Below are 26633 nucleotides of genomic sequence, written 5' to 3'. Positions count from 1 at the left end.
TTATCGTTAACACCTCAACGTGCCAGATGTATTTTTGAATCGTCGTCCACAATCGAATCGATTCAGATAAGGGCTACAACCAAAAACCCCTGCGTTTCGCGATTTATTTTAGATATCGAAAAAATTATTTTATGTGATGAAGATCCGTAATTTAACTTTCGATTAGCAGAAATTTCGAAAGGTAAAATATCCTTGTCACATTCGTTTGCAAAGGAAGGTAAATCTTTGCCAAATCAGAGGCGTCTCTGATATGTTTAACTCCCGTTTAACAACCATGGAGTATAGGGCAGTAGCCCGCAGTATGGATCGTCACCGACGTCATTTCAGCATCAGGCCTTTTAACGCCTGCCTTTCTGGCACTCTATGCCGCACCTTTCGTTTGCATTTTGTCGTTACGCCTGCATTATTTCTGGCGTCGAATAGCTATTCCTTAAGCAGGAGCTTGTCATGGAATTCTTAATGGACCCCTCAATTTGGGCGGGGCTACTCACGCTTGTTGTTCTCGAAATTGTGCTGGGTATCGATAACCTGGTCTTCATCGCCATTCTTGCTGACAAACTGCCGCCAAAACAACGCGATAAAGCGCGTTTGCTGGGATTATCACTGGCGCTGATTATGCGTCTGGGGCTGCTGTCGCTGATTTCATGGATGGTCACGCTGACCAAACCGCTATTTACCGTCATGGATTTCTCCTTCTCCGGACGCGACCTGATTATGTTGTTCGGGGGGATATTCTTGCTGTTCAAAGCAACAACCGAACTGCATGAACGGCTGGAAAACCGCGATCATGATTCCGGCCACGGTAAAGGCTACGCCAGTTTCTGGGTGGTCGTCACACAGATTGTCATCCTTGACGCCGTCTTCTCATTGGATGCGGTAATTACGGCAGTAGGGATGGTTAACCATCTGCCAGTGATGATGGCGGCGGTAGTGATTGCGATGGCGGTTATGCTGCTGGCATCGAAACCGCTGACGCGATTTGTTAACCAGCATCCCACGGTGGTGGTGCTCTGTCTGAGCTTCCTGTTAATGATAGGTCTGAGTCTGGTGGCAGAAGGTTTCGGTTTCCACATTCCGAAAGGTTACCTGTATGCCGCGATTGGCTTCTCGATCATCATCGAAGTGTTTAACCAGATTGCGCGTCGCAACTTTATTCGTCACCAGTCGACTTTGCCGCTGCGAGCGCGTACTGCCGATGCCATCCTGCGTTTGATGGGCGGGAAACGTCAGGCCAATGTTCAGCACGATGCCGATAACCCGATGCCGATGCCGATCCCGGAAGGTGCGTTTGCCGAAGAAGAACGTTACATGATTAACGGCGTACTCACGCTGGCGTCGCGTTCTCTGCGCGGGATCATGACGCCGCGCGGTGAAATAAGCTGGGTTGACGCTAATCTCGGGGTCGATGAAATCCGCGAGCAGCTGCTCTCCTCACCGCACAGCCTGTTCCCGGTATGTCGCGGTGAACTGGATGAAATCATCGGAATCGTACGTGCTAAAGAACTGCTGGTGGCGCTGGAAGAGGGCGTTGATGTGGCGGCGATTGCTTCGGCGTCTCCGGCGATTATCGTCCCTGAAACCCTCGATCCGATCAACCTGCTGGGCGTGCTGCGTCGTGCTCGCGGGAGCTTTGTTATCGTGACCAACGAGTTTGGTGTGGTACAAGGTCTGGTCACGCCGCTGGATGTGCTGGAAGCCATTGCGGGTGAATTCCCGGACGCTGACGAAACGCCGGAAATCATTACCGATGGTGACGGCTGGCTGGTAAAAGGCGGTACAGATTTGCATGCCTTGCAGCAGGCGCTTGATGTTGAGCACCTTGCCGATGACGATGATATCGCGACGGTCGCGGGCCTCGTGATCTCGGCAAATGGTCACATTCCCCGTGTGGGCGATGTGATTGATGTAGGGCCACTGCATATCACCATCATTGAAGCCAATGATTATCGTGTTGATCTGGTTCGCATTGTTAAAGAGCAACCGGCGCACGATGAAGATGAGTAAGCGTTAACGTAACGGCATAATGGGCGTGATATGTCCATTATGCTGGGCGGGCGGCGGTTGGCTGCCCGCCAGCCATTTGGGAAAATCACGTAGCGGCATCGGCTGTGCGTACAAATACCCTTGCAAAATATGCACGCCATGACGGCGCAAATACTTCGCCTGTTCTTGCGTTTCCACGCCCTCCGCCACCAGTTCAATATTCAGTCTTTGCCCCAGCGCGATGATGATATCGGTCACCGTCGAGTTAACCGCGTCAGAACCTATAGCTGCGGTAAATGACTTATCAATTTTCAGCACGTCAGGACGTAATGTTTCAAGCCAGGAAAACGAACTGTTGCCGGTGCCGAAGTCATCAATCGCCAGTTTGACGTTTTTACGATGCAGCTCGCGGGCAATCCGATAATCAACATCCAGTAAGGCATCGCGTTCGGTGATTTCGAGGATCAGTTGCTGAATCGGGTGAGCGCTAAACCAGTACTGATTGAGATCTTTTATCAGCACACCACGGCGAAAATGACTGGGTGCGACGTTAATGCCAACATGAAACTGACTACTCATTGGGAAAACATGCCGCTGACGGATGGTTTCTGCCATCACATAGCGGGTCAGTGGCACAATTAAATGATGTTCTTCCGCGATAGGAATAAACACATCCGGTGAAATCCAGCCCTGACGCGGATTGTTCCAGCGCAGCAAAATCTCTACACCAATACATTGCTGGCTGCGCGCATTAAGCAAAGGCTGGCAGAACAATTCGAACTCATGTTGCGCCAGGCCCAGATTGATTTCGCGGGAAAAACTCATCCGGTAAGCGGTCGCCAGCCAGGCGATATAGCCCACCAGTAAACTTAGCAGCACCGCCAGCGGTAATTGTGTTGGAAGATAGTGCCATGCCAGCGCCGTAGCCCCCGGACCATTAACGTTAATGGTAAGAGGAAAGCGTTGCGAAGAAACCTGATAGTTTTCATTGTTTTCAGGTTGCGGAAGGGAATCTACCAGCCCATTACCATAGAGCAAATGCCGTTTGTCCACCGTCAGGCTGGCGCTACTGATTTGCGGCAGTTGTGGCTCAAGGAGCATTGCCGTCAGTAAGTCGATGTTAATCATCTCCATGACCCCAGCATTGCTACTGCCCGCTGCAGGTGTCCATTGAATCAAAACCGGACTGCCTTTAATCAGGACACGGTCGATCGTCAGGCGTAAAAGTGGTTGCGGTGCAGGAAGTTCAGCCAGAATGTCCACGACGGGCACATTGCGATAACCAAAAATGCTGGAGCAATAAAGTGTGCCGTCTTGCACCAGGCCAATGGATCGCACAGTTTGGAGTTTTGCCGCCTGTTTACGTAATGGCAAATGGGCGACAGAGCAGGGCAGACCAATCAGCGGAAGCAAGACTTCGCTACCTGCCTGTAGGGGAAGCAGTACTTTATCTAATTCCTCTACAGCGTGATTAGCGAATTGTACTACCCGTTGTTGATTTAAGTTACGCTGTGAAATAAATCGCACGCTCAGGGTCGAAGCGAGCGTAACGAGTGCGCAAATCGTACAAACAATCATTCGATTACGGCGATAGGTTTTAATGATCCGTTGTGCTTTTTGCATGCGGGCCACCCTGTAAGCGTATGGCGACAAACGCCTGACGCAACAGTGGAAGTGTAGTGGGGAAAATTACAGCAGACGAGAAAGCGGGGATAAATTCGCCCATCCGTTGCAGATGGGCGAGTAAGAAGTATTAGTCACACTGGACTTTGATTGCCAGACCACCGCGTGAGGTTTCGCGGTATTTGGCGTTCATGTCCTTACCGGTTTCGTACATCGTTTCGATGACCTTATCCAGCGAGACGCGCGGTGCACTGGTGCGGCGCAGAGCCATCCGTGCGGCGTTAATCGCCTTCACAGAGGCAATGGCATTACGCTCAATGCACGGCACCTGAACCTGCCCTGCAACCGGGTCGCAGGTTAAACCAAGGTTGTGTTCCATGCCAATTTCCGCCGCCACGCAAACCTGTTCCGGGCTACCGCCCAGCAGTTCTGCAAGACCCGCAGCAGCCATTGAACAGGCAACACCCACTTCGCCCTGGCAACCGACTTCCGCACCGGAAATAGACGCGTTCATTTTATACAGTGCACCAATCGCGCCCGCTGCCATAAAGTAACGGGTATAGATGTCCGGGCTAACCGATTCAATAAAGTGGTCATAATAAGCCAGCACTGCCGGAACAATGCCACAAGCACCGTTGGTTGGCGCAGTTACCACACGACCACCGGCGGCGTTTTCTTCGTTAACTGCCAGCGCAAACATGTTTACCCAGTCAATGACATTCATCGGATCGTTAGACAGTTTATCGCTGGAAACTAACATCCGGCGCAGGGCCGACGCACGACGCGGCACGCGCAGCGGGCCTGGCAGTACGCCTTCGGTATTCATCCCGCGATCGATACATGCCTGCATGGTTTGCCAGACATGAGCGAAATACTCGTCGATCTCTTTCTTGCTGTGTAGCGCCAGTTCGTTCTGCATAGCGAGACCAGAAAGCGAATAGCCGGTTTCATTACAGTACGCGAGCAGTTCGGTGGCAGATTTGAAAGGATACGGCACGCTCACTTCGTTGGCGGCATCCTGACCAAAGTGTTCTTCATCGACGATAAAACCGCCGCCGATGGAATAATAAGTTTTGCTGTAGACGACTTCATCGCCTTTATAGGCGTGGATTTGCATACCGTTTTCATGCAGCGGCAGGTTGCCGTTATGAAAACGCATCCCGTTGTCGCGCGGGAAATCCACTTCATGCCGTCCCTGTGCCAGCAGCAGACGTTCGCGCTCTTCTACGTCGCGAATAAAACCGGGAATACTGTCGATATCCACGGTGGCAGGTTCGTTACCTGCAAGACCCATAATAATGGCGATATCGGTGTGGTGGCCTTTACCCGTCAGCGACAGTGAACCATAAACGTCCACGGCAACGCGAGTAACGCTATCCAGTAAGCCTTTTTCGACCAGATCATCGACGAACTGTTTACCCGCCTTCATAGGCCCTACGGTATGGGAAGATGAGGGACCAATCCCCACCTTAAACATGTCGAATAGACTAATCACGATAATACTCCTGACAAGGTGACTGGACTTCCAGTAACGAACTAATAACAGCGCATAGTGTAAGAGGGAACGCGGCGACTGGCTTAACTATTCACATGAATTAAACTAATCAAAAACCGCGATTTAACTAATATTGCGATGATTGTCTCAAGTAGTGTTTTGTAGATGTAAAGATAAGTATAGTCAGGGTTTCACACCAATTTGCAACGCCAGTTCACGAATTATGCCTGCGGTCATTCCCCATACAAAATACTGTTCGTACCAGGACAGCCATACCCGATGTGAATCGCCACGGCGGTAGATATCTAAAGGGTGATAACGACCCAGATGTAATGCCTGGGCGAGCGGCATTTCAAACACCGCCGAGACTTCATCTTCACTGGCGCGATACGGCAGATCGGGCGGGATAATGCCGACCACCGGGGTTACCTGATAGCCAGTTACGCTATCGACGGGCGGCAGCACGCCGATAACTTCAACGGCGGAAGGCGGTATAGCGACCTCTTCTTCAGCTTCGCGCAGCGCAGCGGCGATAACTGATGCGTCCGTGTCATCGACTGCGCCTCCAGGGAATGCCACTTGTCCAGCGTGTTTACGCAGATGAATCGAACGCTGAGTCAGCAACAACCCCGGTTGCGGTCGACGGACGATGGGGATTAACACGGCAGCCTGACGATGATTTAGGGTTTCCCGGTTAATTTGCGGGCGCAAAAGTTGAAAGCGCGATAAAAAATCATCAAGCGTCAGGCTACGGTATTCCACGTCTTACTTCTCCAGTTGGCGTAATATCTTATTAACTTTATCAAAAGTTTCCTGATATTCCGCTTCTTCCTGGCTATCGGCGACAATTCCACCGCCCGCAGAGCAGTAAATTTGTCCGTTAATGGCAGTCAGCGTGCGGATAGTAATGCTGGTGTCCATGTTGCCGCAAAAGCTCAAATAGCCAATGCTGCCGCACCAGGCATTGCGTCGGTGCGGTTCCAGTTCGTCGATAATTTCCATAGCCCGTACTTTCGGAGCCCCGGTTATTGAGCCACCAGGAAAAGCTGCGCGCAGCAGATCGCTGGTGTGTAACTGTTCTGGTAGCCGCGCCGTTATGGTGCTGACCAGATGATGCACGGCAGGGAAGGGTTCGACCACGAACAGCTCTGGTACTTTTACCGAACCGGCTACGGCAACACGACCGATATCATTACGCATTAAATCGACAATCATCAGATTTTCGGCACGATCTTTCGCTGAGTTCGCCAGTTTTTCTGCTTGTTTGCTATCTTCCTGAGGATCGGGCAGGCGTGGTAGCGTGCCTTTAATCGGGCGGGTCTGGATTTCACTATTATCACAAAGGATAAACCGCTCTGGCGAAAGGCTTAAAATCGCACCCTGTTCAAGACGTAAAAAAGCGCTAAACGGCGCGCGGTTGGCCTGATTAAGCTGAAGGAATGCCTGCCATTCATCGCCAGAATAGGTCGTATGAAAACGCTGGGCGAGATTCACCTGATAGCAATCACCACTGTGCAGATATTCCTGTACCTGGCGAAATTTTTCGCCGTACTGCTCGCGGGTCATATTGGATTGCCAGTCGGATGTGAGCGCGAAATCTTCCTGCGGGGAGAATTGCTGGCTTTCCAGCCAGGCCCGACGGGTATTGACATCATTATGACTCAGCAAAGAAACTGTTTGACGCTGGTGGTCAACAACCAGCGCCCAGTCGTAGATACCCACTGCCATATCCGGCAGAACGATATCTTGCTGCGCAATTTCTGGCAGTGACTCAAAACGGCGGCCCAGATCGTAGCCAAACAACCCCAGCGCGCCGCCCTGAAATGGCAAATCTTCGTTATGCGCTGGGCGAATGTCTGCGCGATCCAGCACCTGCTGGAGCACCTGTAGCGGGTCATCAGTGGTCGTTGTGCGTTTTTCGCTTTCACTAACAACGGTTTCTTTACCGAAAGTGGTTAAAGTGCAAATCGGCTCGGCGACCACAATATCAAAGCGGCTATACGGATGATCGGCATAGCCGGAGTGTAAAAGCATCGCCCACGGCAGGTGGCTTAAGCGTGAGAAATAAAATTCAGCGGCGTCCTGACGCCAGGGTAAAGTAATCACAGCGGGAGATAACGTCTTCATCAGTCCTGACTCTACTGGCTATGTGCCGGGTAGCATGAAATAATTAGCGCCAACAATTTAGCAGGAGTTAACAATGTTTGCAGGTTTACCTTCACTCACCCATGAACAGCAGCAAAAAGCCGTCGAGCGGATCCAGGAACTGATGGCACAAGGGATGAGCAGCGGCCAGGCAATCGCGTTGGTGGCAGAAGAGCTGCGTGCCAACCATTCCGGCGAGCGAATCGTGGCGCGTTTTGAGGATGAAGACGAGTAACACACTTATCCGTATCGCTTTCGTTATAGAAGTCAATGGTTATTTGGTTGTGAGAAAAAGGACGCTTTTCATATGTGCTTAAAAGCGTCCTGACCCATTTATGCTGATATAAATTTAACTTAGACCAGTGCTTTTAGTTCTTCCTGCATATATGTTGAAAAGTATTCAGGATTTTTAATCACAATGCGTTCACCAGACTCCATTTTTTTTGCCCATCCAACCATTTTTTCCGTGAACCCCGGGTTCCAGCCTTCCTGGTCAGCTCGCGCCGTAATATCGGCTGCGCTCGCGGGTACTCCCAGTTCTTTTAAATATTTAAAGATTCCCTTCGCCGTGCTTTCATTCATCGAACTTGGTGTTGGTGCTGATACATCCATGGCACCAATGAAATCCAGGGCTTTATCTATTACAGCAGGCATATTCTTATCCTTAAAATTAACCATGTTATCGATAAGGCTATATATGACCTTAATTTGCATCTAATATCAAAGGGATTATAACGATATGGCACGAGTTAACCTGTTGACATTCAGGTGTTTTAAAGGTAGCAGCTCATGGTGTGTTATCCAGTAAGAGAGAGAAAATTGACGGTCAGTTCTCACGCTATAACCAAATTGTTCAGCTAAGAAAGAAAACCAGAGATGCTAATCGAAGGGCGAACACAACGGCATGGTTATGTTTATTTATATAGTTAGCTTTATAGCTAAAATTGAAAATATAAAAATAAATAATGAATTAGCAGGAGCATCAACAGTAATATCTTAATCTCTGGTCGATTTATGTAAAACCGACCAGTATTATCGATAAATTATCGTCTGACTTATTTTGCTTCGATAAAGCTTACACCGCAGCCACAATCTTAATTTCAACTTTATACTTCGGGTTCATCAAACCCGCTTGTACCGTGCAGCGCACCGGCGCATGACCCGCGACAACCCAGGCATCCCACGCTTTATTCATCGCCGCGAAGTCGTTTTTATCGGCCAGGAAAATGGTGGCATCCAGAATGCTCGATTTATTGCTGCCCTGTTTTTCCAGCACGGCGTCAATCTGCGCCAGCGTGTTGGCAGTTTGCTCGAAAGCATCGGCGTCGAGGTTTTCCGGTACACCAGTGTAGTAGAGCGTGTTGTTGTGGATCACCACATCAGACCAGCGGGCTTCAGCATCGATACGAACGATAGTCATCATTTTGTCCTCATTATACTTCCATTTTCGTGCTGCAAAGACTGCCACAATGTGAGGTCGCCGTCATCACTTCAACTGGCGAAAGCGCCCTCATCCTGACATAATCCCTGTTCAAATCAACAGGGGGTAGTGTGACGGACGATTTTGCACCAGACGGTCAGTTGGCGAAAGCGATACCAGGCTTTAAGCCGCGAGAACCACAGCGACAGATGGCGGTAGCCGTCACCCAGGCGATAGAAAAAGGCCAGCCGCTGGTGGTGGAAGCCGGAACCGGTACGGGCAAAACCTACGCTTACCTGGCCCCTGCGCTGCGGGCGAAAAAGAAAGTCATTATCTCGACCGGTTCAAAAGCGTTGCAGGATCAGCTCTACAGCCGCGATTTGCCAACAGTCTCAAAGGCATTGAAATATACGGGCAACGTGGCGCTGCTGAAAGGGCGCTCAAACTACCTCTGCCTCGAGCGTCTCGAACAGCAGGCGCTGGCGGGGGGCGATCTGCCGGTACAAATCTTAAGCGATGTGATCCTGCTGCGCTCCTGGTCTAATCAAACAGTCGATGGTGATATCAGCACCTGCGTCAGCGTGGCGGAAGATTCACAGGCGTGGCCGCTGGTCACCAGTACCAACGATAACTGCCTTGGCAGCGACTGCCCGATGTATAAAGAATGCTTTGTGGTCAAAGCACGCAAAAAAGCGATGGACGCCGATGTGGTGGTGGTAAACCATCATCTCTTTCTGGCGGATATGGTGGTTAAGGAGAGTGGATTTGGCGAGTTGATCCCGGAAGCGGACGTGATGATCTTCGACGAAGCCCACCAGCTACCGGACATTGCCAGCCAGTATTTTGGTCAGTCACTCTCCAGTCGACAACTGCTCGACCTGGCAAAAGACATCACCATCGCCTACCGCACCGAATTAAAAGACACCCAGCAGTTACAAAAGTGCACTGATCGTCTTGCCCAGAGTGCGCAGGATTTTCGTCTGCAATTAGGTGAGCCAGGTTATCGTGGCAACCTGCGCGAACTGTTAGCTAATCCGCAAATTCAGCGGGCGTTTTTACTGCTCGATGACACCCTGGAACTTTGTTATGACGTGGCGAAACTGTCGCTGGGGCGTTCCGCCTTGCTGGATGCGGCATTTGAGCGCGCCACGTTGTATCGCACGCGGCTGAAACGGCTAAAAGAGATCAATCAGCCGGGCTACAGCTACTGGTACGAATGCACTTCGCGCCATTTTACTCTGGCACTCACGCCGCTCAGCGTGGCGGATAAATTCAAAGAGTTAATGGCGCAAAAACCAGGTAGCTGGATCTTTACCTCAGCAACGCTGTCGGTGAATGACGATCTGCATCATTTTACCTCGCGGCTTGGCATTGAACAGGCAGAGTCGTTGCTGTTACCCAGCCCGTTTGATTACAGCCGCCAGGCGTTACTCTGTGTGCCGCGCAACCTGCCGCAAACCAATCAACCGGGCTCCGCACGGCAACTGGCGGCAATGTTGCGACCGATCATCGAAGCTAACAACGGTCGTTGTTTTATGCTTTGTACCTCGCACGCCATGATGCGCGATCTGGCTGAGCAGTTCCGCGCTACCATGACGCTTCCCGTTTTGTTGCAGGGGGAAACCAGCAAAGGGCAACTGTTGCAGCAATTTGTCAGCGCCGGTAACGCGCTTCTTGTGGCAACCAGCAGCTTCTGGGAAGGGGTGGATGTGCGTGGCGATACATTGTCATTGGTGATTATCGACAAGTTGCCGTTTACCTCACCGGATGATCCACTATTAAAAGCGCGCATGGAAGATTGCCGTTTGCGCGGAGGCGACCCGTTCGATGAAGTACAGCTGCCGGATGCGGTCATTACTCTCAAACAGGGGGTAGGGCGACTAATTCGCGACGCCGACGATCGAGGGGTTTTGGTGATTTGCGATAATCGGCTGGTGATGCGCCCTTACGGCGCGACGTTTCTCGCCAGTCTGCCGCCAGCGCCGCGCACCCGTGACATTGCCCGTGCGGTTCGTTTCCTTGCGATACCATCCTCCAGGTAATTTGTGATGGAGTATGGTATGATGCGCGCCTTTTTATTGATCTAAGCACGAAGACCCATGCGAATTCTGGCTATCGATACCGCGACAGAGGCCTGCTCTGTCGCCCTGTGGAACGACGGTACTGTCAACGCTCATTTTGAGCTTTGCCCTCGTGAACATACTCAACGAATTTTACCGATGGTGCAGGATATCCTGACCACCAGCGGAACTTCCCTGACTGACATAAATGCTCTGGCATACGGGCGCGGCCCCGGTAGCTTTACCGGCGTGCGCATTGGTATTGGCATTGCGCAAGGGCTGGCACTTGGCGCGGAATTACCGATGATTGGCGTCTCCACGCTAATGACAATGGCGCAAGGGGCGTGGCGCAAAAACGGCGCAACCCGCGTGCTGGCTGCTATTGATGCGCGGATGGGCGAAGTTTACTGGGCCGAATATCAGCGTGATGAAAACGGTATCTGGCACGGTGAAGAAACCGAAGCTGTACTCAAACCCGAACTCGTTCATGAACGGATGCAACAGCTTTCCGGCGAATGGGTGACGGTAGGTACAGGCTGGCAAGCCTGGCCGGATCTCGGTAAAGAGAGCGGGCTGGTTTTGCGCGACGGAGAAGTTTTACTGCCAGCGGCGGAAGATATGCTTCCGATTGCGTGTCAGATGTTTGCCGAGGGTAAAACGGTGGCGGTTGAACATGCCGAACCGGTTTATTTACGTAACAACGTCGCATGGAAGAAACTTCCGGGCAAAGAATGAATCTTAAGAGTATGCCCTGAGAAAAAAGGAGTCGCATCATGGCGGTTCAAAAGAATGTTATCAAAGGCATACTGGCAGGTACGTTTGCGCTAATGCTCAGCGGTTGTGTTACTGTGCCGGACGCCATTAAAGGCAGCAGTCCCACGCCGCAACAAGATTTAGTTCGGGTGATGAGTGCGCCGCAGCTGTACGTTGGTCAGGAGGCACGCTTTGGTGGCAAAGTGGTTGCGGTACAAAACCAGCAAGGGAAAACCCGCCTGGAAATTGCCACCGTACCACTGGACAGCGGAGCCAGACCGACGCTGGGAGAACCTTCTCGCGGTCGCATTTATGCTGATGTGAACGGTTTTCTGGACCCGGTAGATTTCCGTGGACAACTGGTTACGGTAGTTGGGCCAATCACCGGTGCGGTTGACGGCAAAATCGGCAACACGCCCTATAAATTTATGGTGATGCAGGTAACGGGTTACAAACGTTGGCATTTAACCCAGCAGGTGATTATGCCGCCTCAGCCGATTGATCCATGGTTTTATGGCGGTCGTGGCTGGCCCTATGGCTACGGTGGATGGGGCTGGTATAATCCCGGCCCCGCGAGAGTACAAACTGTTGTAACTGAATAATTGCTTGTTTTTAAAGAAAAAGAAACAGCGGCTGGTCCGCTGTTTCTGCATTCTTACGGTAAAGATAAAAATAAATAGTGACGCGCTTCGCAACCTTTTCGTTGGGTAATTATCAAGCTGGTATGATGAGTTAATATTATGTTAACGACATGTATATCATTTGGGGTTGCGATGACGACGAACACGCATTTTAGAGGTGAAGAATTGAAGAAGGTTTGGCTTAACCGTTATCCCGCGGACGTTCCGACGGAGATCAACCCTGACCGTTATCAATCTCTGGTAGATATGTTTGAGCAGTCGGTCGCGCGCTACGCCGATCAACCCGCGTTTGTGAATATGGGGGAGGTGATGACCTTCCGCAAACTGGAAGAACGCAGTCGCGCGTTTGCCGCTTATTTGCAACAAGGGTTGGGACTGAAGAAAGGCGATCGCGTTGCGTTGATGATGCCTAATTTATTGCAATATCCGGTGGCGCTGTTTGGCATTTTGCGTGCCGGGATGATCGTTGTAAACGTTAACCCGTTGTATACCCCGCGTGAGCTTGAGCATCAGCTTAACGATAGCGGCGCATCGGCGATTGTTATCGTGTCTAACTTTGCCCACACTCTGGAAAAAGTGGTTGATAAAACCGCCGTTCAGCACGTAATTCTGACCCGTATGGGCGATCAGCTATCTACGGCAAAAGGCACGGTAGTCAATTTCGTTGTTAAATACATCAAGCGTCTGGTGCCGAAATACCATCTGCCAGATGCCATTTCATTTCGTAGCGCCCTGCACAACGGCTACCGGATGCAGTACGTCAAACCCGAACTGGTGCCGGAAGATTTAGCTTTCCTGCAATACACCGGCGGTACCACTGGTGTGGCGAAAGGCGCGATGCTGACTCACCGCAATATGCTGGCGAACCTGGAACAGGTTAACGCGACCTATGGTCCGCTGTTGCATCCGGGCAAAGAGCTGGTGGTGACGGCGCTGCCGCTGTATCACATTTTTGCCCTGACCATTAACTGCCTGCTGTTTATCGAACTGGGGGGGCAGAACCTGCTTATCACTAATCCGCGCGATATTCCTGGGTTGGTAAAAGAGTTAGCGAAATATCCGTTTACCGCTATCACTGGCGTTAACACCTTGTTCAATGCGTTGCTGAACAATAAAGAGTTCCAGCAGCTGGATTTCTCCAGTCTGCATCTTTCCGCAGGCGGAGGGATGCCTGTTCAGCAAGTGGTGGCAGAACGTTGGGTGAAACTGACTGGACAGTATCTGCTGGAAGGTTATGGCCTGACCGAGTGTGCGCCGCTGGTGAGCGTTAACCCGTATGATATTGATTATCATAGTGGTAGCATCGGTTTGCCGGTGCCGTCGACGGAAGCCAAACTGGTGGATGACGACGACAACGAAGTACCACCGGGTCAACCGGGCGAGCTTTGTGTCAAAGGACCGCAGGTGATGCTGGGTTACTGGCAGCGTCCGGATGCTACCGATGAGATCATCAAAAATGGCTGGTTACACACTGGCGACATCGCGGTGATGGATGAAGAAGGATTCCTGCGCATTGTCGATCGTAAAAAAGACATGATTCTGGTTTCCGGTTTTAACGTCTATCCCAACGAGATTGAAGATGTCGTCATGCAGCATCCTGGCGTACAGGAAGTCGCGGCTGTTGGCGTACCTTCCGGCTCCAGTGGTGAAGCGGTGAAAATCTTCGTAGTGAAAAAAGATCCATCGCTTACCGAAGAGTCACTGGTGACCTTTTGCCGCCGTCAGCTCACGGGCTACAAAGTACCGAAGCTGGTGGAGTTTCGTGATGAGTTACCGAAATCTAACGTCGGAAAAATTTTGCGACGAGAATTACGTGACGAAGCGCGCGGCAAAGTGGACAATAAAGCCTGAGCGTTAAGTCAGTCGTCAGACGCCGGTTAATCCGGCGTTTTTTTTGACGCCCACTAAAGAGAATACAATTTGAATTACCAAATGATTACCACGGACGATGCGCTGGCTTCTTTGTGTGAAGCCGTCCGTGCCTTTCCGGCGATAGCCCTGGATACTGAATTTGTTCGTACGCGCACCTATTACCCGCAACTGGGTCTAATTCAACTTTTTGATGGTGAGCATCTGGCGCTAATTGATCCTCTCGGGATCACCGACTGGTCACCGCTGAAAGCGATCCTGCGCGATCCGTCCATCACAAAATTTCTCCATGCAGGCAGTGAAGATCTGGAAGTGTTCCTCAATGTCTTTGGCGAATTACCACAACCCCTGATTGACACGCAAATCCTTGCTGCCTTCTGCGGACGCCCGATGTCATGGGGTTTCGCTTCCATGGTGGAAGAGTATTCCGGCGTTACGCTGGACAAGAGTGAATCGCGCACCGACTGGCTGGCCAGACCGCTGACCGAACGTCAGTGTGAATACGCAGCGGCGGATGTCTGGTATCTGTTACCGATCACCGCCAAGCTTATGGTAGAAACGGAGGCCTCCGGCTGGCTACCTGCGGCGCTGGATGAATGCCGCCTGATGCAAATGCGTCGTCAGGAAGTCGTTGCACCGGAAGATGCCTGGCGTGATATCACCAATGCCTGGCAGTTACGCACACGCCAACTGGCCTGTCTGCAACTGTTAGCCGACTGGCGACTGCGCAAGGCGCGGGAGCGCGATCTGGCGGTGAACTTTGTCGTGCGTGAAGAGCATTTGTGGTCGGTAGCGCGTTATATGCCGGGAAGTTTAGGCGAACTGGACAGCCTGGGCTTATCCGGTAGCGAAATCCGCTTTCACGGTAAAACGCTGCTGGCGCTGGTGGAAAAAGCGCAGACATTGCCGGAAGAGGCCTTACCGCAGCCGATGCTTAACCTGATGGACATGCCGGGTTATCGTAAAGCGTTTAAAGCGATTAAGTCGCTGATTACTGACGTGAGCGAAACGCACAAGATCAGCGCCGAATTGCTGGCATCGCGTCGGCAAATCAACCAACTGCTGAACTGGCACTGGAAACTGAAACCGCAGAACAATTTGCCGGAGCTGATTTCCGGCTGGCGTGGTGAGCTGATGGCGGAAGCATTACACAATTTATTGCAGGAATATCCGCAGTAAAATCTTCCGAAGCCGGACTGGGCGCGCTCAGCGCCACATCCGGCTTCGGCAAACTACAAATCCAACACCAGGCGTTTACCCTTCGCGCGCGAACAACAGATCAACATACTTTGCTGGCTGGCACGCTCTTCATCGCTAAAATACTGATCCCGATGGTCAGCTTCACCTTCCAGTATTGCCGTTTCGCAGGTTCCGCATACCCCTTCACGACATAAACATTCCACTTTCGCTGCTTTATTATTTTCAATAACCTGCAAAATAGTCATCTCTTCCGGCACCACAAACTCTTTACCGGAACGGGCAAGCACCAGGGTAAATGCATCGCCGGTTTTGTCTTCGATAGCAAATTGCTCAAAGTGCAGCGTATCGGCGGCGATGTCCAGACGCGCAGCTTCACTTCTTACCGCTTCATTTAGCGCCTCGGGGCCACAGGTATAAACATGTGTGCCAGGTTCGATATCCGCCAATAATCGCGCTAATTCCAGTCGTGTTCCGGTTGATGAATGATGCAAATGGACTTTCTCAGCCTGCGGATGCTGGACTAGCTCATCACGAAATGCGCAACTTTCTGGATTTCGCGTGCAGTAATGTAGCTGCCAGTCGACGTCGCTGTGTTGCAACTCTGCCATGTGCGACAGGAAAGGGGTGATACCAATGCCGCCCGCGATAAACAGATGCTTTCTGGCCGAGGGAATTAGCGCAAACAGGTTATTAGGCGTTGAAATCGTTAACCGATCGCCCACTTTTACCTGCTGATGTAAAAAGCGTGAACCGCCGCGCGAGTTTTCTTCCAGCCGAACGGCAATCTGATAACTAGAGGTGTCATGCGGCGAGCTCAGGAGTGAATAAGCATTGCTGTACTGGTTATCACCATCGCTCATCTGCACAATGATGTGACTTCCTCCGGTAAACGCAGGTAATGGTTTGCCATCGGTTGCCACCAGCGTGAAGCGTTTCACCTGTTCGGTAAGCGGTTCAACCTGGCTCACCTGTACTTCAAACATTTGATAGTCTGACATTGCTGTACTCCATCAAAAATCAGCCCAGCGGCGGAAAATACCGCCGCCGATGTCATTAGTCCTTAAATACCTGCGCCAGCAGATTATGGAAATGGGCGATACCATGTTCGGAAATGCCACTACCGCTACTGTCGGCCATGATGCGCCCCTGACCACGATAGCCACGCGATTTCAGCCCTTTCTGTACGCTTTCAACCAGACGTAAATCTTCCGGACGGAACACATCGCGATACCACTCAATCAGCGATTTTTGCTCGTCGGTTAACTCTTCATTGGTGAAGTAAATATCGTAGTTTTGCAGGGTAGTTTCAGAATCCACCGGGAATTCATAAATGACCGTCATCATCCCTTTGATCGGAGTGACGTTCAGCATCGTGCACGGCCACAGCCAGAAACCGTGGAATGCCGCATCCGTGCCCTCTTCGAATTTGAAAGACTGTTCGGACGGTTTGGCGAAACCGTATTGCAGCGTCCAGTTACCGTGCATGGTGTGCCAGTAACGATCAACCTGAACGGAGTCGGAAAAACCTGGATGCGCCGGACCACAGTGATAGCACTCGAGATAGTTATCGACAATGTTCTTCCAGTTGGCAGGCGTGCGGGTGGTAAAGCGGGCCGCCAGTTTCAGATCGTGGACTTCCGGGCAGGCTTCCAGCACTTTCGCCCCCAGACCGGGTAACTGATCTTCTACGCTGGTGGCGTTGGGGTCCATGTTGATGAAGACGAATCCGGCATATTCTTCCAGACGCACCGGAACCAGTTGAGCTTTGTCGCTATCGAAATTGGCGACGTTTTCGCAGTTACGTGCATGGGCCAGGTTGCCATCGAGTTTGAATGCCCATGCGTGATACGGGCAGGTAATCACATTTTTCGCTTTCCCTTCGCCGCTCAATAACTGATGACCACGGTGCGGACACACGTTATAGAACGCGCGCAAAACCTTATCACGACCGCGTACCAGCACGATGCTTTCGCCAATGATCTCACGCGTCACATAATCATTGGCATTCGCCAGTTCGCTGCTATGAGCGACGCAAATCCAGCTTTTGGCGAAGACGCTCTCTTTTTCGTGTTCAAAGGCGTTCTGATCGGTATAAAAACGGGCAGGAATGGTCCACGCCTCTTGCGGGTTAGCGCAAAAATTTTCGGGTAGTACAAAGTCAGGGCTCAGATTGCTCATAGGGATACCTTTATCGTTAGGATGATGGCGCTCAGTTGTCGCCTTTGAATACGGTTCCCGCAGGGAGCACTGGCGTTTTTTCCAGGACTTCAACCGGTGTCTGCGGGAGATAATGTTCAACTTGATGAGCCGGAATGTCGGCGTAATCCTGTTTCAGCCAGCGAATAAATCCGCCGACTTTCACCAGTAAAATGACGAGGAACGGAAGGGCTGTGAGTACGACGGTGGTTTTCATCGTTTCCAGCGACGCGCCAGTGAAAAGAATTGAAAGCGGGATCAGGGTAATTACCACGCACCAGAAAAGACGCAGCCCACGGTCAGGATCGTCACCTTCCTGGAGATTACGCGTACTGGTTGCCGCCATGGTGTAGGCCACCGCATCCATATGCGAGGCAAGGAAAATAATCATCACGCCCAGGTATGCGGCGAGGAACAATTTACCGGCTGGCAACGACATCAGAACTTGCTGCACAGCTGTCTCGCCGCCCAGTGTTTCCAGCACCTGTGGGACGTTGATTACGCTATTGATAAACTGGTGAATGGCATAGCTTTCCATTACGCCGAAGAAGAACCAGCAACCGACGGTGCTGCCGAGGATCAGTCCCCAGATAACTTCTTTAATCTTACGACCGCGGGAAACGCGGGTGACAAACATTGCTACGCCAGGCGTGTATGAGATCCACCACAGCCAGTAGAAAACGGTCCAGTTGCGGGTAAATGAACCATCGCCAAGCGGATCGGTGAATAAGCTCATTTGCAGGAAGTTTTGCGTGGTCAGGCCGATGGCATTGATGATGCTGTTGGTAATAAATTCGGTTGGGCCGACAATGAGCACCAGTAATGGCAGCAGGAACGCGCCCCAGCCAACCATTTTGCTCAGACGTTGCAAACCGTTGTTGATACCAATCCACGAGCTTAGGCAAAAAATGCCGCCGGAAAGCAGTATCACAAATGCCTGCACGGTGAAGTTATCGGGTAAACCGGTCAGCGCGGAAAGCCCACGGGTAAAGGTTGCTGCGGTAACAACAAGGGAAATGGTCAGCGCACCGACAGTGGCGATCAGGAACATCAAATCGACCAGTTTTCCCCACGGGCCTTGCGGGCGAACGCCGGTAATCGCGGCAATAATGCCGGAAAGACTCAGACCTTTGTTTTTCCGCACATGAAAGTGATAAGCCATGATTAATGAGGCCAGCGTATAAGTTGCCCAGGCGCTGATGCCCCAGTGGAAGAAGGAGTAAGGGACGCTAAATTCGAGTGCCTGTTGTGAACGCGGTGCGATATTTAATCCAGGTGTTTGATAATAATAGGCCCATTCAGCAACCCCTCAATAAAGCGTAGAAGAACCTAAACCGGCACAAATAAACATAAACAGCCAGGAGAGCGTGCTGTATTCCGGTTTTCCTTCGCCAAGACGAATATTGCCGTATTTACTGGTGGCTAAATAAATCACCAGCCCCATTGCCAGCAAAACCAATACCTGTACGGCGGAACCTAACGTACGCGTAACAAAAGTGTATATTGCGTTGGCCGCGTCGGCCGATTGTTGTGGGAAAAGGCTTAATGCAGCTGCGATGAAAAGAATGGCCACTAGGCTGATGCTTATCAGCGGCACATCTTTTTTCTTAACATTGCTCATCATGAGTCATCTCCTGGGCATAAAAGCCCGTCTCTGGCTTTTGCCTGTTGTAATTATTTGCAGGGTAATGAGTTGCATGTCGTGATTAACAAATTGATTATTTGCATGTTACATAAATTAAACAATTAAGAATGCGGAAAGCCATAAAACACGAAACGGAAACAATAAAAGGTGAAATGACGCAGGTTATTTACTGCAAAGAACGAATAAAAAAACCGCGTCAGTGACGCGGTTCAAATAAACTGGTTTGACCTTAACGCAAAATAATTTTGCAAATCGCGTCGGCAACCTGTGGCGTGGTGGCATTGCCTTTCATATCCGGTGTTTTCGGCCCGTGAGCAATCACTTCTTCAATCGCGGCCAGAATACCGTTATGCGCTTGCTGGAAACGCTCATCGCCATTGCCGAGAAAATCGAGCATCATTGCACCGGCCCAAATTGTGGCGATAGGGTTAGCAATGTTTTTCCCGTAGATATCCGGCGCGGAACCGTGGACTGGCTCGAAGAGCGACGGGAAAGTGCGTTCCGGATTCAGGTTGGCGGATGGGGCAATGCCAATGGTGCCGGTGCAGGCCGGGCCAAGATCGGAAAGGATATCGCCAAACAAATTGGACGCCACTACCACATCGAAGCGTTCCGGCTGCATCACAAAACGTGCGCAGAGAATGTCAATATGCTGCTTGTCCCAGCGGATCTCCGGGTAATTCTCAGCCATTGCTTCCACTCGCTCATCCCAGTACGGCATGCTGATGGCTAAACCGTTCGATTTAGTGGCAGAAGTTAGCGTCTTACGTGGGCGGCTTTGCGCAAGTTCGAAGGCATAACGCAAAATGCGATCGACACCACGACGCGTAAATACCGATTCCTGAATGACGACTTCATGCTCTGTACCTTCATTCACTCTGCCGCCGAGCGAGGAATATTCGCCTTCGGTGTTTTCCCTGACCACGTAAAAATCGATGTCGCCAGGCTGTTTTCCCGCCAGCGGGCAGGGAACGCCAGGAAAGAGACGAACCGGGCGCAGGTTGACGTACTGGTCGAATTCACGACGAAATTTCAGCAGCGAACCCCACAACGAAATATGGTCCGGAACGGTGTCCGGCCAGCCGACGGCACCAAAATAGATGGCGTCGAAACGGCTAAGTTGCTCATGCCAGTCGTCCGGCATCATTTTACCGTGATGGCTGTAATACTCGCAGCTCGCCCACTCCATTTGCTCAAAACTCAAGGCGAAGCCCCAGCGCTCAGCGGCAGCCTGTAACACGCGAATCCCTTCAGGAAGGACTTCTCTGCCAATCCCGTCTCCCGGGATCGCAGCAATACGCATCGTTTTCATCATTGGGTTCTCACTTCCTGACCATCAAAATTGACAATACCCTCATCCTATAATTGACTGAAAAGGAATTAATCCCCGTAACTGGTGAAACATAAAACACGAATCATGAATAATTTACCGCTGCTGAACGATTTGCGCGTCTTTATGCTGGTGGCTCGCCGGGCTGGTTTTGCCGCCGTGGCGGAAGAACTGGGCGTTTCTCCGGCGTTCGTCAGCAAGCGCATCGCCTTGCTGGAGCAAACGCTAAACGTGGTGTTGTTACACCGCACCACCCGCCGCGTCACCATTACCGAAGAAGGAGAGCGGATTTATGAATGGGCGCAGCGGATTTTGCAGGATGTCGGTCAAATGATGGACGAACTTTCTGACGTGCGTCAGGTGCCGCAGGGGATGCTGCGTATTATCAGCAGCTTTGGTTTTGGACGACAGGTAGTGGCTCCGGCGTTATCAGCGCTGGCGAAGGCGTATCCGCAACTGGAATTACGTTTTGATGTGGAAGACCGGTTGGTCGATTTGGTCAATGAAGGTGTCGATCTCGATATTCGCATTGGCGATGATATCGCCCCTAATTTAATCGCCCGCAAACTGGCGACCAATTACCGCATTCTCTGCGCGTCGCCGGAATTTATTGCGCAACATGGCGCGCCGAAACATTTAACCGATCTTTCTGCATTGCCGTGCCTGGTCATTAAAGAGCGCGATCATCCTTTTGGTGTCTGGCAATTACGCAATAAAGAAGGCCACCATGCGATTAAAGTTACCGGCCCACTGTCGTCTAATCATGGAGAAATTGTCCATCAGTGGTGTCTCGATGGGCAGGGGATTGCTCTGCGCTCCTGGTGGGATGTTAGCGAAAACATTGCCAGTGGTCATTTAGTACAAGTGCTACCGGAATATTACCAGCCAGCGAACGTCTGGGCCGTTTATGTTTCAAGGCTGGCGACGTCAGCGAAAGTGCGGATAACGGTAGAATTTTTACGCCAGTATTTTGCCGAGCACTACCCGAATTTTTCACTGGAGCATGCCTGATTAATGATTCAATTATCGGGTTGATATCGGGTTAAAACCTGATTTTCTCCTTTCTAAGCCGCTACAGATTGGTTAGCATATTCACCTTTAATCGCGCATGATCGAAAGATAATTAAAGAGGTTAATGTGTTCGCTGAATACGGGGTTCTGAATTACTGGACCTATCTGGTTGGGGCCATTTTTATTGTGTTGGTGCCAGGGCCAAATACCCTGTTTGTACTCAAAAATAGCGTCAGTAGCGGTATGAAAGGCGGTTATCTTGCGGCCTGCGGTGTATTTATTGGCGATGCGGTATTGATGTTTCTGGCATGGGCTGGAGTGGCGACATTAATTAAGACCACCCCGATATTATTCAACATTGTACGTTATCTTGGTGCATTTTATTTGCTCTATCTGGGGAGTAAAATTCTCTACGCGACCCTGAAGGGTAAAAATAACGAGGCCAAATCCGATGAGCCCCAATACGGTGCCATTTTTAAACGCGCGTTAATTTTGAGCCTGACTAATCCGAAAGCCATTTTGTTCTATGTGTCGTTTTTCGTACAGTTTATCGATGTTAATGCCCCACATACGGGAATTTCATTCTTTATTCTGGCGACGACGCTGGAACTGGTGAGTTTCTGCTATTTGAGCTTCCTGATTATTTCTGGTGCTTTTGTCACGCAGTATATACGTACCAAAAAGAAACTGGCTAAAGTGGGCAACTCACTGATTGGTTTGATGTTTGTGGGTTTCGCCGCCCGACTGGCGACGCTCCAGTCCTGATGCATTCAGCCCGCGTTGTCGCGGGCTTCCCACCTGTAATCCTCCCTGATTCTTCTCTGATACGGTGCTAAAAAGTAACCAATAAATGGTATTTAAAATGCAAATTATCAGGCGTACCCTGAAACGGCTGGAATAAACCGTTTTCAGCGCATTCACCGAAGGAGGGAAAAGGATGCTGCAAATCCCACAGAATTATATTCATACGCGCTCAACGCCTTTCTGGAATAAACAAACTGCGCCTGCCGGAATATTCGAACGTCATCTTGATAAAGGAACGCGCCCGGGGGTTTACCCACGCCTTTCCGTTATGCATGGGGCGGTCAAATATCTCGGCTACGCTGATGAACACAGTACAGAGCCTGATCAAGTAATCCTTATCGAAGCGGGGCAGTTTGCGGTGTTCCCTCCAGAAAAGTGGCACAACATTGAAGCCATGACTGACGATACTTATTTCAACATTGACTTCTTCGTTGCCCCTGAAGTCCTGATGGAAGGCGCGCAACAACGAAAAGTCATTCATAACGGGAAATGAATCATGGGCAAAGCAACGTATACCGTGACCGTCACCAATAACAGCAATGGCGTTTCTGTCGATTATGAAACAGAGACGCCGATGACTTTGCTGGTGCCAGAAGTGGCGGCTGAAGTGATAAAAGATCTGGTGAATACCGTGCGTTCTTATGACACGGAAAACGAACATGATGTTTGTGGTTGGTAATTATCACTGATCGTTGATGGCGCAATTTCTGCGCCATCGCAAAAAAATCCTCCGTGATGCTCGTCACAAATCTTGCCCTCCCGATGTTGTGCTATGCTTTTTATCAGCGACTAACCCGCTAATGCAAAACAGATAAGTGAGGAAACAATGGGCATTCTGTCATGGATTATTTTTGGGCTTATTGCCGGTATTCTGGCGAAGTGGATCATGCCAGGTAAAGATGGTGGTGGATTCTTTATGACTATCCTGCTGGGGATAGTCGGTGCCGTAGTCGGCGGATGGATCAGCACGCTGTTTGGCTTTGGTAAAGTCGATGGCTTCAATTTTGGCAGCTTCGTGGTTGCCGTTATTGGCGCGATTGTCGTGCTGTTTATCTACAGAAAGATTAAAAGTTAACGCGTAAATTGCACAAAGGCTGCACACAGGCAGCCTTTGCTATTTTCTAGATGTGACGTTACCACCATCCCAGCTCAGTGCCGAGTACGACAATAATCGCCACACCCATCATAATAATCGTTGTTTTTTTCATCTTTATGCTCCCGGGGCAGCATAGCCGCCAATAAAAAACCATGCTAAAAATACGACCGCTGTAATAAAGATTACAACCGGAAAAATAATACCGATTCGCATGTTATCACCAATCAAAAGGATGTGAATACGCCTCAGGAATGTAGCGCTGGATGCGCGACAAAAGGTGTTTTCTGTTTGTGTTTTTTCTCCTGATACATCGCGATATCGGCAGCATGCAGGGCACTGTCTGCATCGGTCGTTTCAGGATCGACTTCTACTATGCCAAGACTGGCACCGGGATAATACAAATCAACATCACCTAAGTGATATTCTCCGCGTATTTGCTGCTGAATACGTTCTCGCAGAGACGAAATATCCGCATTCTCGTTGTTCAGTGAAACAACCAAAAACTCATCACCGCCGAGACGACCAATAACTTCGCCATTTTGCTGGAGCGTATTAAGGCGCTCGCCAACCTGAATGAGGAACAAATCACCACTATTATGACCAAAACGATCGTTGATTAATTTGAAGTTATCCAGATCGATAAACGCGATCATTATCTTATGGTTAAGATGTCGGGCGAGAGAAAACAGCGTCGTCAGGTTTTCAAAAATCGCCCGCCGATTCGGTAGCCCGGTTAACGAGTCGGTATACGATTGCGCAATCAGCGCAGCATTGGCTTCGCGCAGCTGTTCAACCAGTGCCTCTTTTTGAATATATTGTGCAATCAGTCCGGCGAATAACTGTAAAACCTGTTCCGCGCGTTCACTCCACTGGCGCTTCTCACTACTGGCGGCGCAAAGCGTGCCATAGAATGATCCATCCGGTAAGTGAATTGGCGTGCTCAGAAATGTGGTGATGCCAAGATTGCGTGCCGCAATACAGTCGCCCCAACGGTCAGGGACTTCATCGCTGAAAAAGCAGTTTTCATCAATGGCGCGTTTGCATAACGAGTAATCCCACGAGACGGTAAAATTCTCCGGGATGTGCATTTTCTGGCTGTTACGGGCAAACATAATATGCTGCAGGCGCGCTTCGACATCCACTTTGGTCAGGTAGGTTGATTCCATATCAGTGACCATTTCCAGCATCTCCAGAAGCTGTCGGACCAGACTTTCCAGTGACTGTTCTTTGGCAAGGGATTGTGAGACGCGGGCGATAATCTGATCTGACACGAAACAACTCCAGGATACGGCGGGTAAATGCTGATTATTTAATCTTTGCAGGCATGATAAAACATCATCAACAAAGATGAAACAAGGCGTAATATGATTTGAGTGAATGTAATAAAAATAGTGCTGCAAAACAAAACGATACCGCGATACTCTAAGTCTGGATAAATATGTGAGATCAATAAATGAAAATTATCAGTTTTGTTCTGCCTTGCTTGCTGGTCCTGGCTGGTTGTTCAACCCCTTCTCAGCCAGAAGCACCCAAACCGCCGCAGATTGGTATGGCAAATCCGGCGTCGGTCTATTGCCAGCAGAAGGGCGGGACGCTCATTCCAGTGCAGACAACGCAAGGGGTCAGCAACAATTGCAAATTACCGGGCGGTGAAACGATTGATGAATGGGCATTGTGGCGACGGGACCATCCGGCTGGTGAAAAATAACCGCCGGATGCTGTACTAAAATCACAAGCTACGTAGCCAGTCGGCCAGCACCAGCGCATGGTTCTGCGTGGTGTTTTTTGCTGAGTAGAGCAGGGTCAGCGGCTGTTTTTTGGCGATGTCCGCCAGCCGCTTTCCTTCTTGCTCATGTTGCGCCAGTTCTGCAAGATATTGCTCGCGAAAGGTTGCAAAATCGACGACTTCGCCGTGAAAGGCTTTGCGCAGTTCCGTTGACGGCGTGATTTCTTTATCCCACTCATCAAGGGCTAAATCGGTTTTTTTGATACCACGCGGCCAGAGGCGGTCGACCAGTACGCGATAACCATCGCTCTGTTCTGCCGGATCATAAACGCGTTTGCACTGAATATTCATCGTGTTTGTTCTCCCTTCCACGCATGATTGGTCACGTCACTATAGCACCGGATATTAGCGAATTTCTTTGTCTCTCCCGGCGCAAAGTCCGAAAATCGCCATCAGTAGTGAAAGTATGGCAACACCCATCAATGGTATGGACCAGTCACCGTTAGTATCGTGTATTTTACCCATCAGCGGCGGCCCACAGGCTGCCAGCAAATACCCGACGGATTGTGCCATCCCCGAGAGTGCCGCCGCCTGATGCGCAGAACTTGCCCGAAGACCAATGAACGTCAACCCCAGTATCATTGTTGCGCCGGAACCAAAACCGAAAAGCAGAGTCCAGGTGATCGCGTGCGCTGGCATAAAGCAGAGCCCAACCGCGCCCACTGCGCACATCAAGGCAACGAACGCTGCAATACCACGCTGATCTTTCACATGATGTAAGAAAAGTGGGATCAGCAAACCGGGAGCTGCTGTGGCTAGTTGCAGCAAACCATGCAGTGAACCCGCCTGTGCTTCGCTATAGCCGTGACTGATGAGGATCGCCGGAAGCCAGCCAATAATCACGTAATAGACCAGTGAGTTGATCCCAAGAAACAATGTTACCTGCCAGGCAAGCGGAGAACGCCAGATACCCCGAGTATGTAAGGCGCGTGAGGTACTCAAATTTGCATGTTGTTGACTTCGCCACTGTGGCAGCCATAAAAAAAGAGCCAGCAGAGGAAAAGACATCAGCATGAGCAACGCGCCTTGCCAGCCAAAACCGTTCAAAGCCAGCGGCACGACCATAGCCGATCCCAGTGCCGCTGCAGCTCCCATTGTCAGGGAATATGCGCCGGTAAGTCTGGCGACGGAATGAGGGAAATCGCGTTTAATTAATCCTGGCAGTAAGACATTGCCTAATGCAATTCCACCGCCAATGACCGCTGTACCGCCAAATAATAAGTAAGGCGAAGGGAGAGAGCGAATTGCGATACCAGCACAGATCAAAAGTAACGCGGCAAACAGGCTACGTTCCATACCAAAACGTCGCGCCACCGGGGCAGCCAGAGGTGAGATTAGCGCAAAGGCTAATAATGGCAGGGTGGTCAATAAGCCGGTTTGCGCCGTCGTCAGCGAGTAAGCGGAACGAATCGTATCCAGTAACGGTGCTGCGCCGGTAAAGGTGACGCGTAATGTTGTGGCAATCATTAAAATGCCAGCGATAAGGACAATCCTGTTTTTGCCGCTTAATGAAGTTGAACAGGTCATATGCTTCTCATTGTTACAAACGAGGCTGTACCTTACCGTTTTTATTGTT

General features: G+C 50.6%; 28 protein-coding genes and 1 pseudogene. 14 read left to right on the top strand and 15 right to left on the bottom strand.

Annotated elements, in window-relative coordinates:
* Window positions 1-301: 301 nt before the first annotated feature.
* Together G434_RS30920 and yoaE are read left to right on the top strand one after the other, a co-directional pair.
* Complete coding sequence (locus tag G434_RS30920; RefSeq protein WP_001327808.1) at window positions 302-460, top strand: protein YoaL; 159 nt, start codon at window positions 302-304, stop codon at window positions 458-460.
* Window positions 448-2004: a CNNM family cation transport protein YoaE gene (yoaE, locus tag G434_RS20025; protein ID WP_000394983.1), complete on the top strand. Its 1557-nt coding sequence runs from the start codon at window positions 448-450 to the stop codon at window positions 2002-2004. Before G434_RS30920 ends, yoaE begins: the two co-directional genes overlap by 13 nt.
* A gap of 3 nt (window positions 2005-2007) precedes the next feature.
* On the opposite strand, the gene G434_RS20030 is transcribed toward yoaE, so the two are convergent.
* The 4 genes from G434_RS20030 to pabB all read right to left on the bottom strand — a co-directional run bounded on the left by G434_RS20030 (window position 2008) and on the right by pabB (window position 7228).
* Window positions 2008-3606, bottom strand: a complete 1599-nt coding sequence (locus G434_RS20030; RefSeq protein WP_001322971.1) for an EAL domain-containing protein — start codon at window positions 3604-3606, stop codon at window positions 2008-2010.
* A 130-nt stretch (window positions 3607-3736) separates the two neighbouring features.
* The gene (sdaA, locus tag G434_RS20035; protein WP_000624291.1) at window positions 3737-5101 is read right to left on the bottom strand and encodes an L-serine ammonia-lyase; all 1365 of its coding nucleotides are present in this window, start codon (window positions 5099-5101) and stop codon (window positions 3737-3739) included.
* Between the two features lie 183 nt (window positions 5102-5284).
* The gene (locus G434_RS20040) at window positions 5285-5863 is read right to left on the bottom strand and encodes a CoA pyrophosphatase (RefSeq protein ID WP_000456725.1); all 579 of its coding nucleotides are present in this window, start codon (window positions 5861-5863) and stop codon (window positions 5285-5287) included.
* 3 nt (window positions 5864-5866) lie between these two features.
* On the bottom strand, window positions 5867-7228 hold the full coding sequence (gene pabB, locus G434_RS20045; RefSeq protein WP_000855015.1) for an aminodeoxychorismate synthase component 1: 1362 nt from the start codon (window positions 7226-7228) through the stop codon (window positions 5867-5869).
* Between the two features lie 73 nt (window positions 7229-7301).
* Between pabB and G434_RS20050 the strand changes: the two genes are divergently transcribed.
* Window positions 7302-7481 (top strand): YoaH family protein, encoded by a 180-nt coding sequence (locus G434_RS20050; RefSeq protein WP_000457334.1) that lies wholly within the window; start codon window positions 7302-7304, stop codon window positions 7479-7481.
* A 119-nt stretch (window positions 7482-7600) separates the two neighbouring features.
* On the opposite strand, the gene G434_RS20055 is transcribed toward G434_RS20050, so the two are convergent.
* Together G434_RS20055 and G434_RS20060 are read right to left on the bottom strand one after the other, a co-directional pair.
* Window positions 7601-7900, bottom strand: a complete 300-nt coding sequence (locus tag G434_RS20055; protein WP_001111989.1) for a DUF1889 family protein — start codon at window positions 7898-7900, stop codon at window positions 7601-7603.
* 421 nt (window positions 7901-8321) lie between these two features.
* Window positions 8322-8666, bottom strand: coding sequence for a RidA family protein (locus G434_RS20060; protein WP_001295493.1), 345 nt, complete (start codon window positions 8664-8666; stop codon window positions 8322-8324).
* 131 nt (window positions 8667-8797) lie between these two features.
* Here G434_RS20060 and G434_RS20065 point away from each other — a divergent pair, with 131 nt between their 5' ends.
* The 5 genes from G434_RS20065 to rnd all read left to right on the top strand — a co-directional run bounded on the left by G434_RS20065 (window position 8798) and on the right by rnd (window position 15168).
* Window positions 8798-10708 (top strand): DNA repair helicase YoaA, encoded by a 1911-nt coding sequence (locus tag G434_RS20065; protein ID WP_000128862.1) that lies wholly within the window; start codon window positions 8798-8800, stop codon window positions 10706-10708.
* A gap of 57 nt (window positions 10709-10765) precedes the next feature.
* Window positions 10766-11461: a tRNA (adenosine(37)-N6)-threonylcarbamoyltransferase complex dimerization subunit type 1 TsaB gene (gene tsaB / locus G434_RS20070; RefSeq protein WP_001220981.1), complete on the top strand. Its 696-nt coding sequence runs from the start codon at window positions 10766-10768 to the stop codon at window positions 11459-11461.
* Window positions 11462-11499: 38 nt separating this feature from the next.
* The gene (gene yeaY, locus G434_RS20075) at window positions 11500-12081 is read left to right on the top strand and encodes a Slp family lipoprotein YeaY (protein WP_000290576.1); all 582 of its coding nucleotides are present in this window, start codon (window positions 11500-11502) and stop codon (window positions 12079-12081) included.
* 204 nt (window positions 12082-12285) lie between these two features.
* Window positions 12286-13971: a long-chain-fatty-acid--CoA ligase FadD gene (fadD, locus tag G434_RS20080; protein ID WP_000758422.1), complete on the top strand. Its 1686-nt coding sequence runs from the start codon at window positions 12286-12288 to the stop codon at window positions 13969-13971.
* A gap of 81 nt (window positions 13972-14052) precedes the next feature.
* Window positions 14053-15168 carry a ribonuclease D gene (gene rnd / locus G434_RS20085; protein WP_001303529.1) on the top strand — a complete coding sequence of 372 codons (1116 nt, stop codon included), beginning with the start codon at window positions 14053-14055 and terminating at the stop codon, window positions 15166-15168.
* Between the two features lie 53 nt (window positions 15169-15221).
* Here the strand turns inward: rnd and yeaX are convergent, their stop codons facing one another.
* The 4 genes and pseudogenes from yeaX to dmlA form a co-directional block, all read right to left on the bottom strand.
* Window positions 15222-16187 (bottom strand): carnitine monooxygenase reductase subunit YeaX, encoded by a 966-nt coding sequence (gene yeaX, locus G434_RS20090; RefSeq protein ID WP_001287010.1) that lies wholly within the window; start codon window positions 16185-16187, stop codon window positions 15222-15224.
* A gap of 55 nt (window positions 16188-16242) precedes the next feature.
* Window positions 16243-17367 (bottom strand): carnitine monooxygenase, oxygenase subunit YeaW, encoded by a 1125-nt coding sequence (gene yeaW / locus G434_RS20095; RefSeq protein ID WP_000067835.1) that lies wholly within the window; start codon window positions 17365-17367, stop codon window positions 16243-16245.
* 31 nt (window positions 17368-17398) lie between these two features.
* Window positions 17399-19009: pseudogene (yeaV, locus tag G434_RS20100) on the bottom strand (BCCT family transporter YeaV).
* A 250-nt stretch (window positions 19010-19259) separates the two neighbouring features.
* Window positions 19260-20345 (bottom strand): multifunctional D-malate/3-isopropylmalate/tartarate dehydrogenase, encoded by a 1086-nt coding sequence (dmlA, locus tag G434_RS20110; protein ID WP_000978516.1) that lies wholly within the window; start codon window positions 20343-20345, stop codon window positions 19260-19262.
* 102 nt (window positions 20346-20447) lie between these two features.
* On the opposite strand from dmlA, the gene dmlR reads away from it, so the two are divergent.
* The 5 genes from dmlR (at window position 20448) to G434_RS20135 (ending at window position 23250) form a co-directional block, all read left to right on the top strand.
* Window positions 20448-21371 carry a DNA-binding transcriptional regulator DmlR gene (gene dmlR, locus G434_RS20115; RefSeq protein WP_001061578.1) on the top strand — a complete coding sequence of 308 codons (924 nt, stop codon included), beginning with the start codon at window positions 20448-20450 and terminating at the stop codon, window positions 21369-21371.
* Window positions 21372-21497: 126 nt separating this feature from the next.
* On the top strand, window positions 21498-22136 hold the full coding sequence (leuE, locus tag G434_RS20120) for a leucine efflux protein LeuE (protein ID WP_000457202.1): 639 nt from the start codon (window positions 21498-21500) through the stop codon (window positions 22134-22136).
* 172 nt (window positions 22137-22308) lie between these two features.
* Window positions 22309-22668 carry a DUF1971 domain-containing protein YeaR gene (yeaR, locus tag G434_RS20125; protein WP_000939322.1) on the top strand — a complete coding sequence of 120 codons (360 nt, stop codon included), beginning with the start codon at window positions 22309-22311 and terminating at the stop codon, window positions 22666-22668.
* 3 nt (window positions 22669-22671) lie between these two features.
* A complete protein-coding gene (locus G434_RS20130) occupies window positions 22672-22854 on the top strand; it encodes a DUF1869 domain-containing protein (RefSeq protein WP_000513737.1) in 183 nt (60 codons plus the stop codon).
* Between the two features lie 147 nt (window positions 22855-23001).
* Window positions 23002-23250: a GlsB/YeaQ/YmgE family stress response membrane protein gene (locus G434_RS20135; protein WP_000512153.1), complete on the top strand. Its 249-nt coding sequence runs from the start codon at window positions 23002-23004 to the stop codon at window positions 23248-23250.
* 58 nt (window positions 23251-23308) lie between these two features.
* Here G434_RS20135 and yoaJ read toward each other — a convergent pair whose 3' ends face one another.
* Genes yoaJ through dgcP form a run of 3 tightly spaced genes read right to left on the bottom strand, consistent with a single transcriptional unit; the run spans window position 23309 to window position 24542 of the window.
* The gene (gene yoaJ / locus G434_RS28920; RefSeq protein WP_001386836.1) at window positions 23309-23383 is read right to left on the bottom strand and encodes a protein YoaJ; all 75 of its coding nucleotides are present in this window, start codon (window positions 23381-23383) and stop codon (window positions 23309-23311) included.
* Window positions 23384-23385: 2 nt separating this feature from the next.
* Window positions 23386-23484, bottom strand: coding sequence for a YoaK family small membrane protein (locus G434_RS0124840; protein ID WP_001219350.1), 99 nt, complete (start codon window positions 23482-23484; stop codon window positions 23386-23388).
* A 32-nt stretch (window positions 23485-23516) separates the two neighbouring features.
* Window positions 23517-24542 carry a diguanylate cyclase DgcP gene (gene dgcP, locus G434_RS20140; RefSeq protein WP_001306169.1) on the bottom strand — a complete coding sequence of 342 codons (1026 nt, stop codon included), beginning with the start codon at window positions 24540-24542 and terminating at the stop codon, window positions 23517-23519.
* 182 nt (window positions 24543-24724) lie between these two features.
* On the opposite strand from dgcP, the gene yoaF reads away from it, so the two are divergent.
* Entirely contained in the window at window positions 24725-24979 is a 255-nt protein-coding gene (gene yoaF, locus G434_RS20145; RefSeq protein ID WP_000691933.1) for a DUF333 domain-containing lipoprotein YoaF, read from the top strand.
* 21 nt (window positions 24980-25000) lie between these two features.
* On the opposite strand, the gene G434_RS20150 is transcribed toward yoaF, so the two are convergent.
* Together G434_RS20150 and nimT are read right to left on the bottom strand one after the other, a co-directional pair.
* Entirely contained in the window at window positions 25001-25348 is a 348-nt protein-coding gene (locus tag G434_RS20150) for a DUF488 domain-containing protein (RefSeq protein ID WP_001025381.1), read from the bottom strand.
* Between the two features lie 54 nt (window positions 25349-25402).
* Complete coding sequence (gene nimT, locus G434_RS20155; protein WP_000128501.1) at window positions 25403-26584, bottom strand: 2-nitroimidazole transporter; 1182 nt, start codon at window positions 26582-26584, stop codon at window positions 25403-25405.
* Window positions 26585-26633: the final 49 nt, after the last annotated feature.

This window comes from Escherichia sp. KTE172 (assembly GCF_000408845.1).
In the GTDB taxonomy this organism is placed as follows: domain Bacteria; phylum Pseudomonadota; class Gammaproteobacteria; order Enterobacterales; family Enterobacteriaceae; genus Escherichia; species Escherichia coli.
Note: the sequence above shows the minus strand (reverse complement) of the source record. Positions and strands in the feature narration are given on the sequence as shown.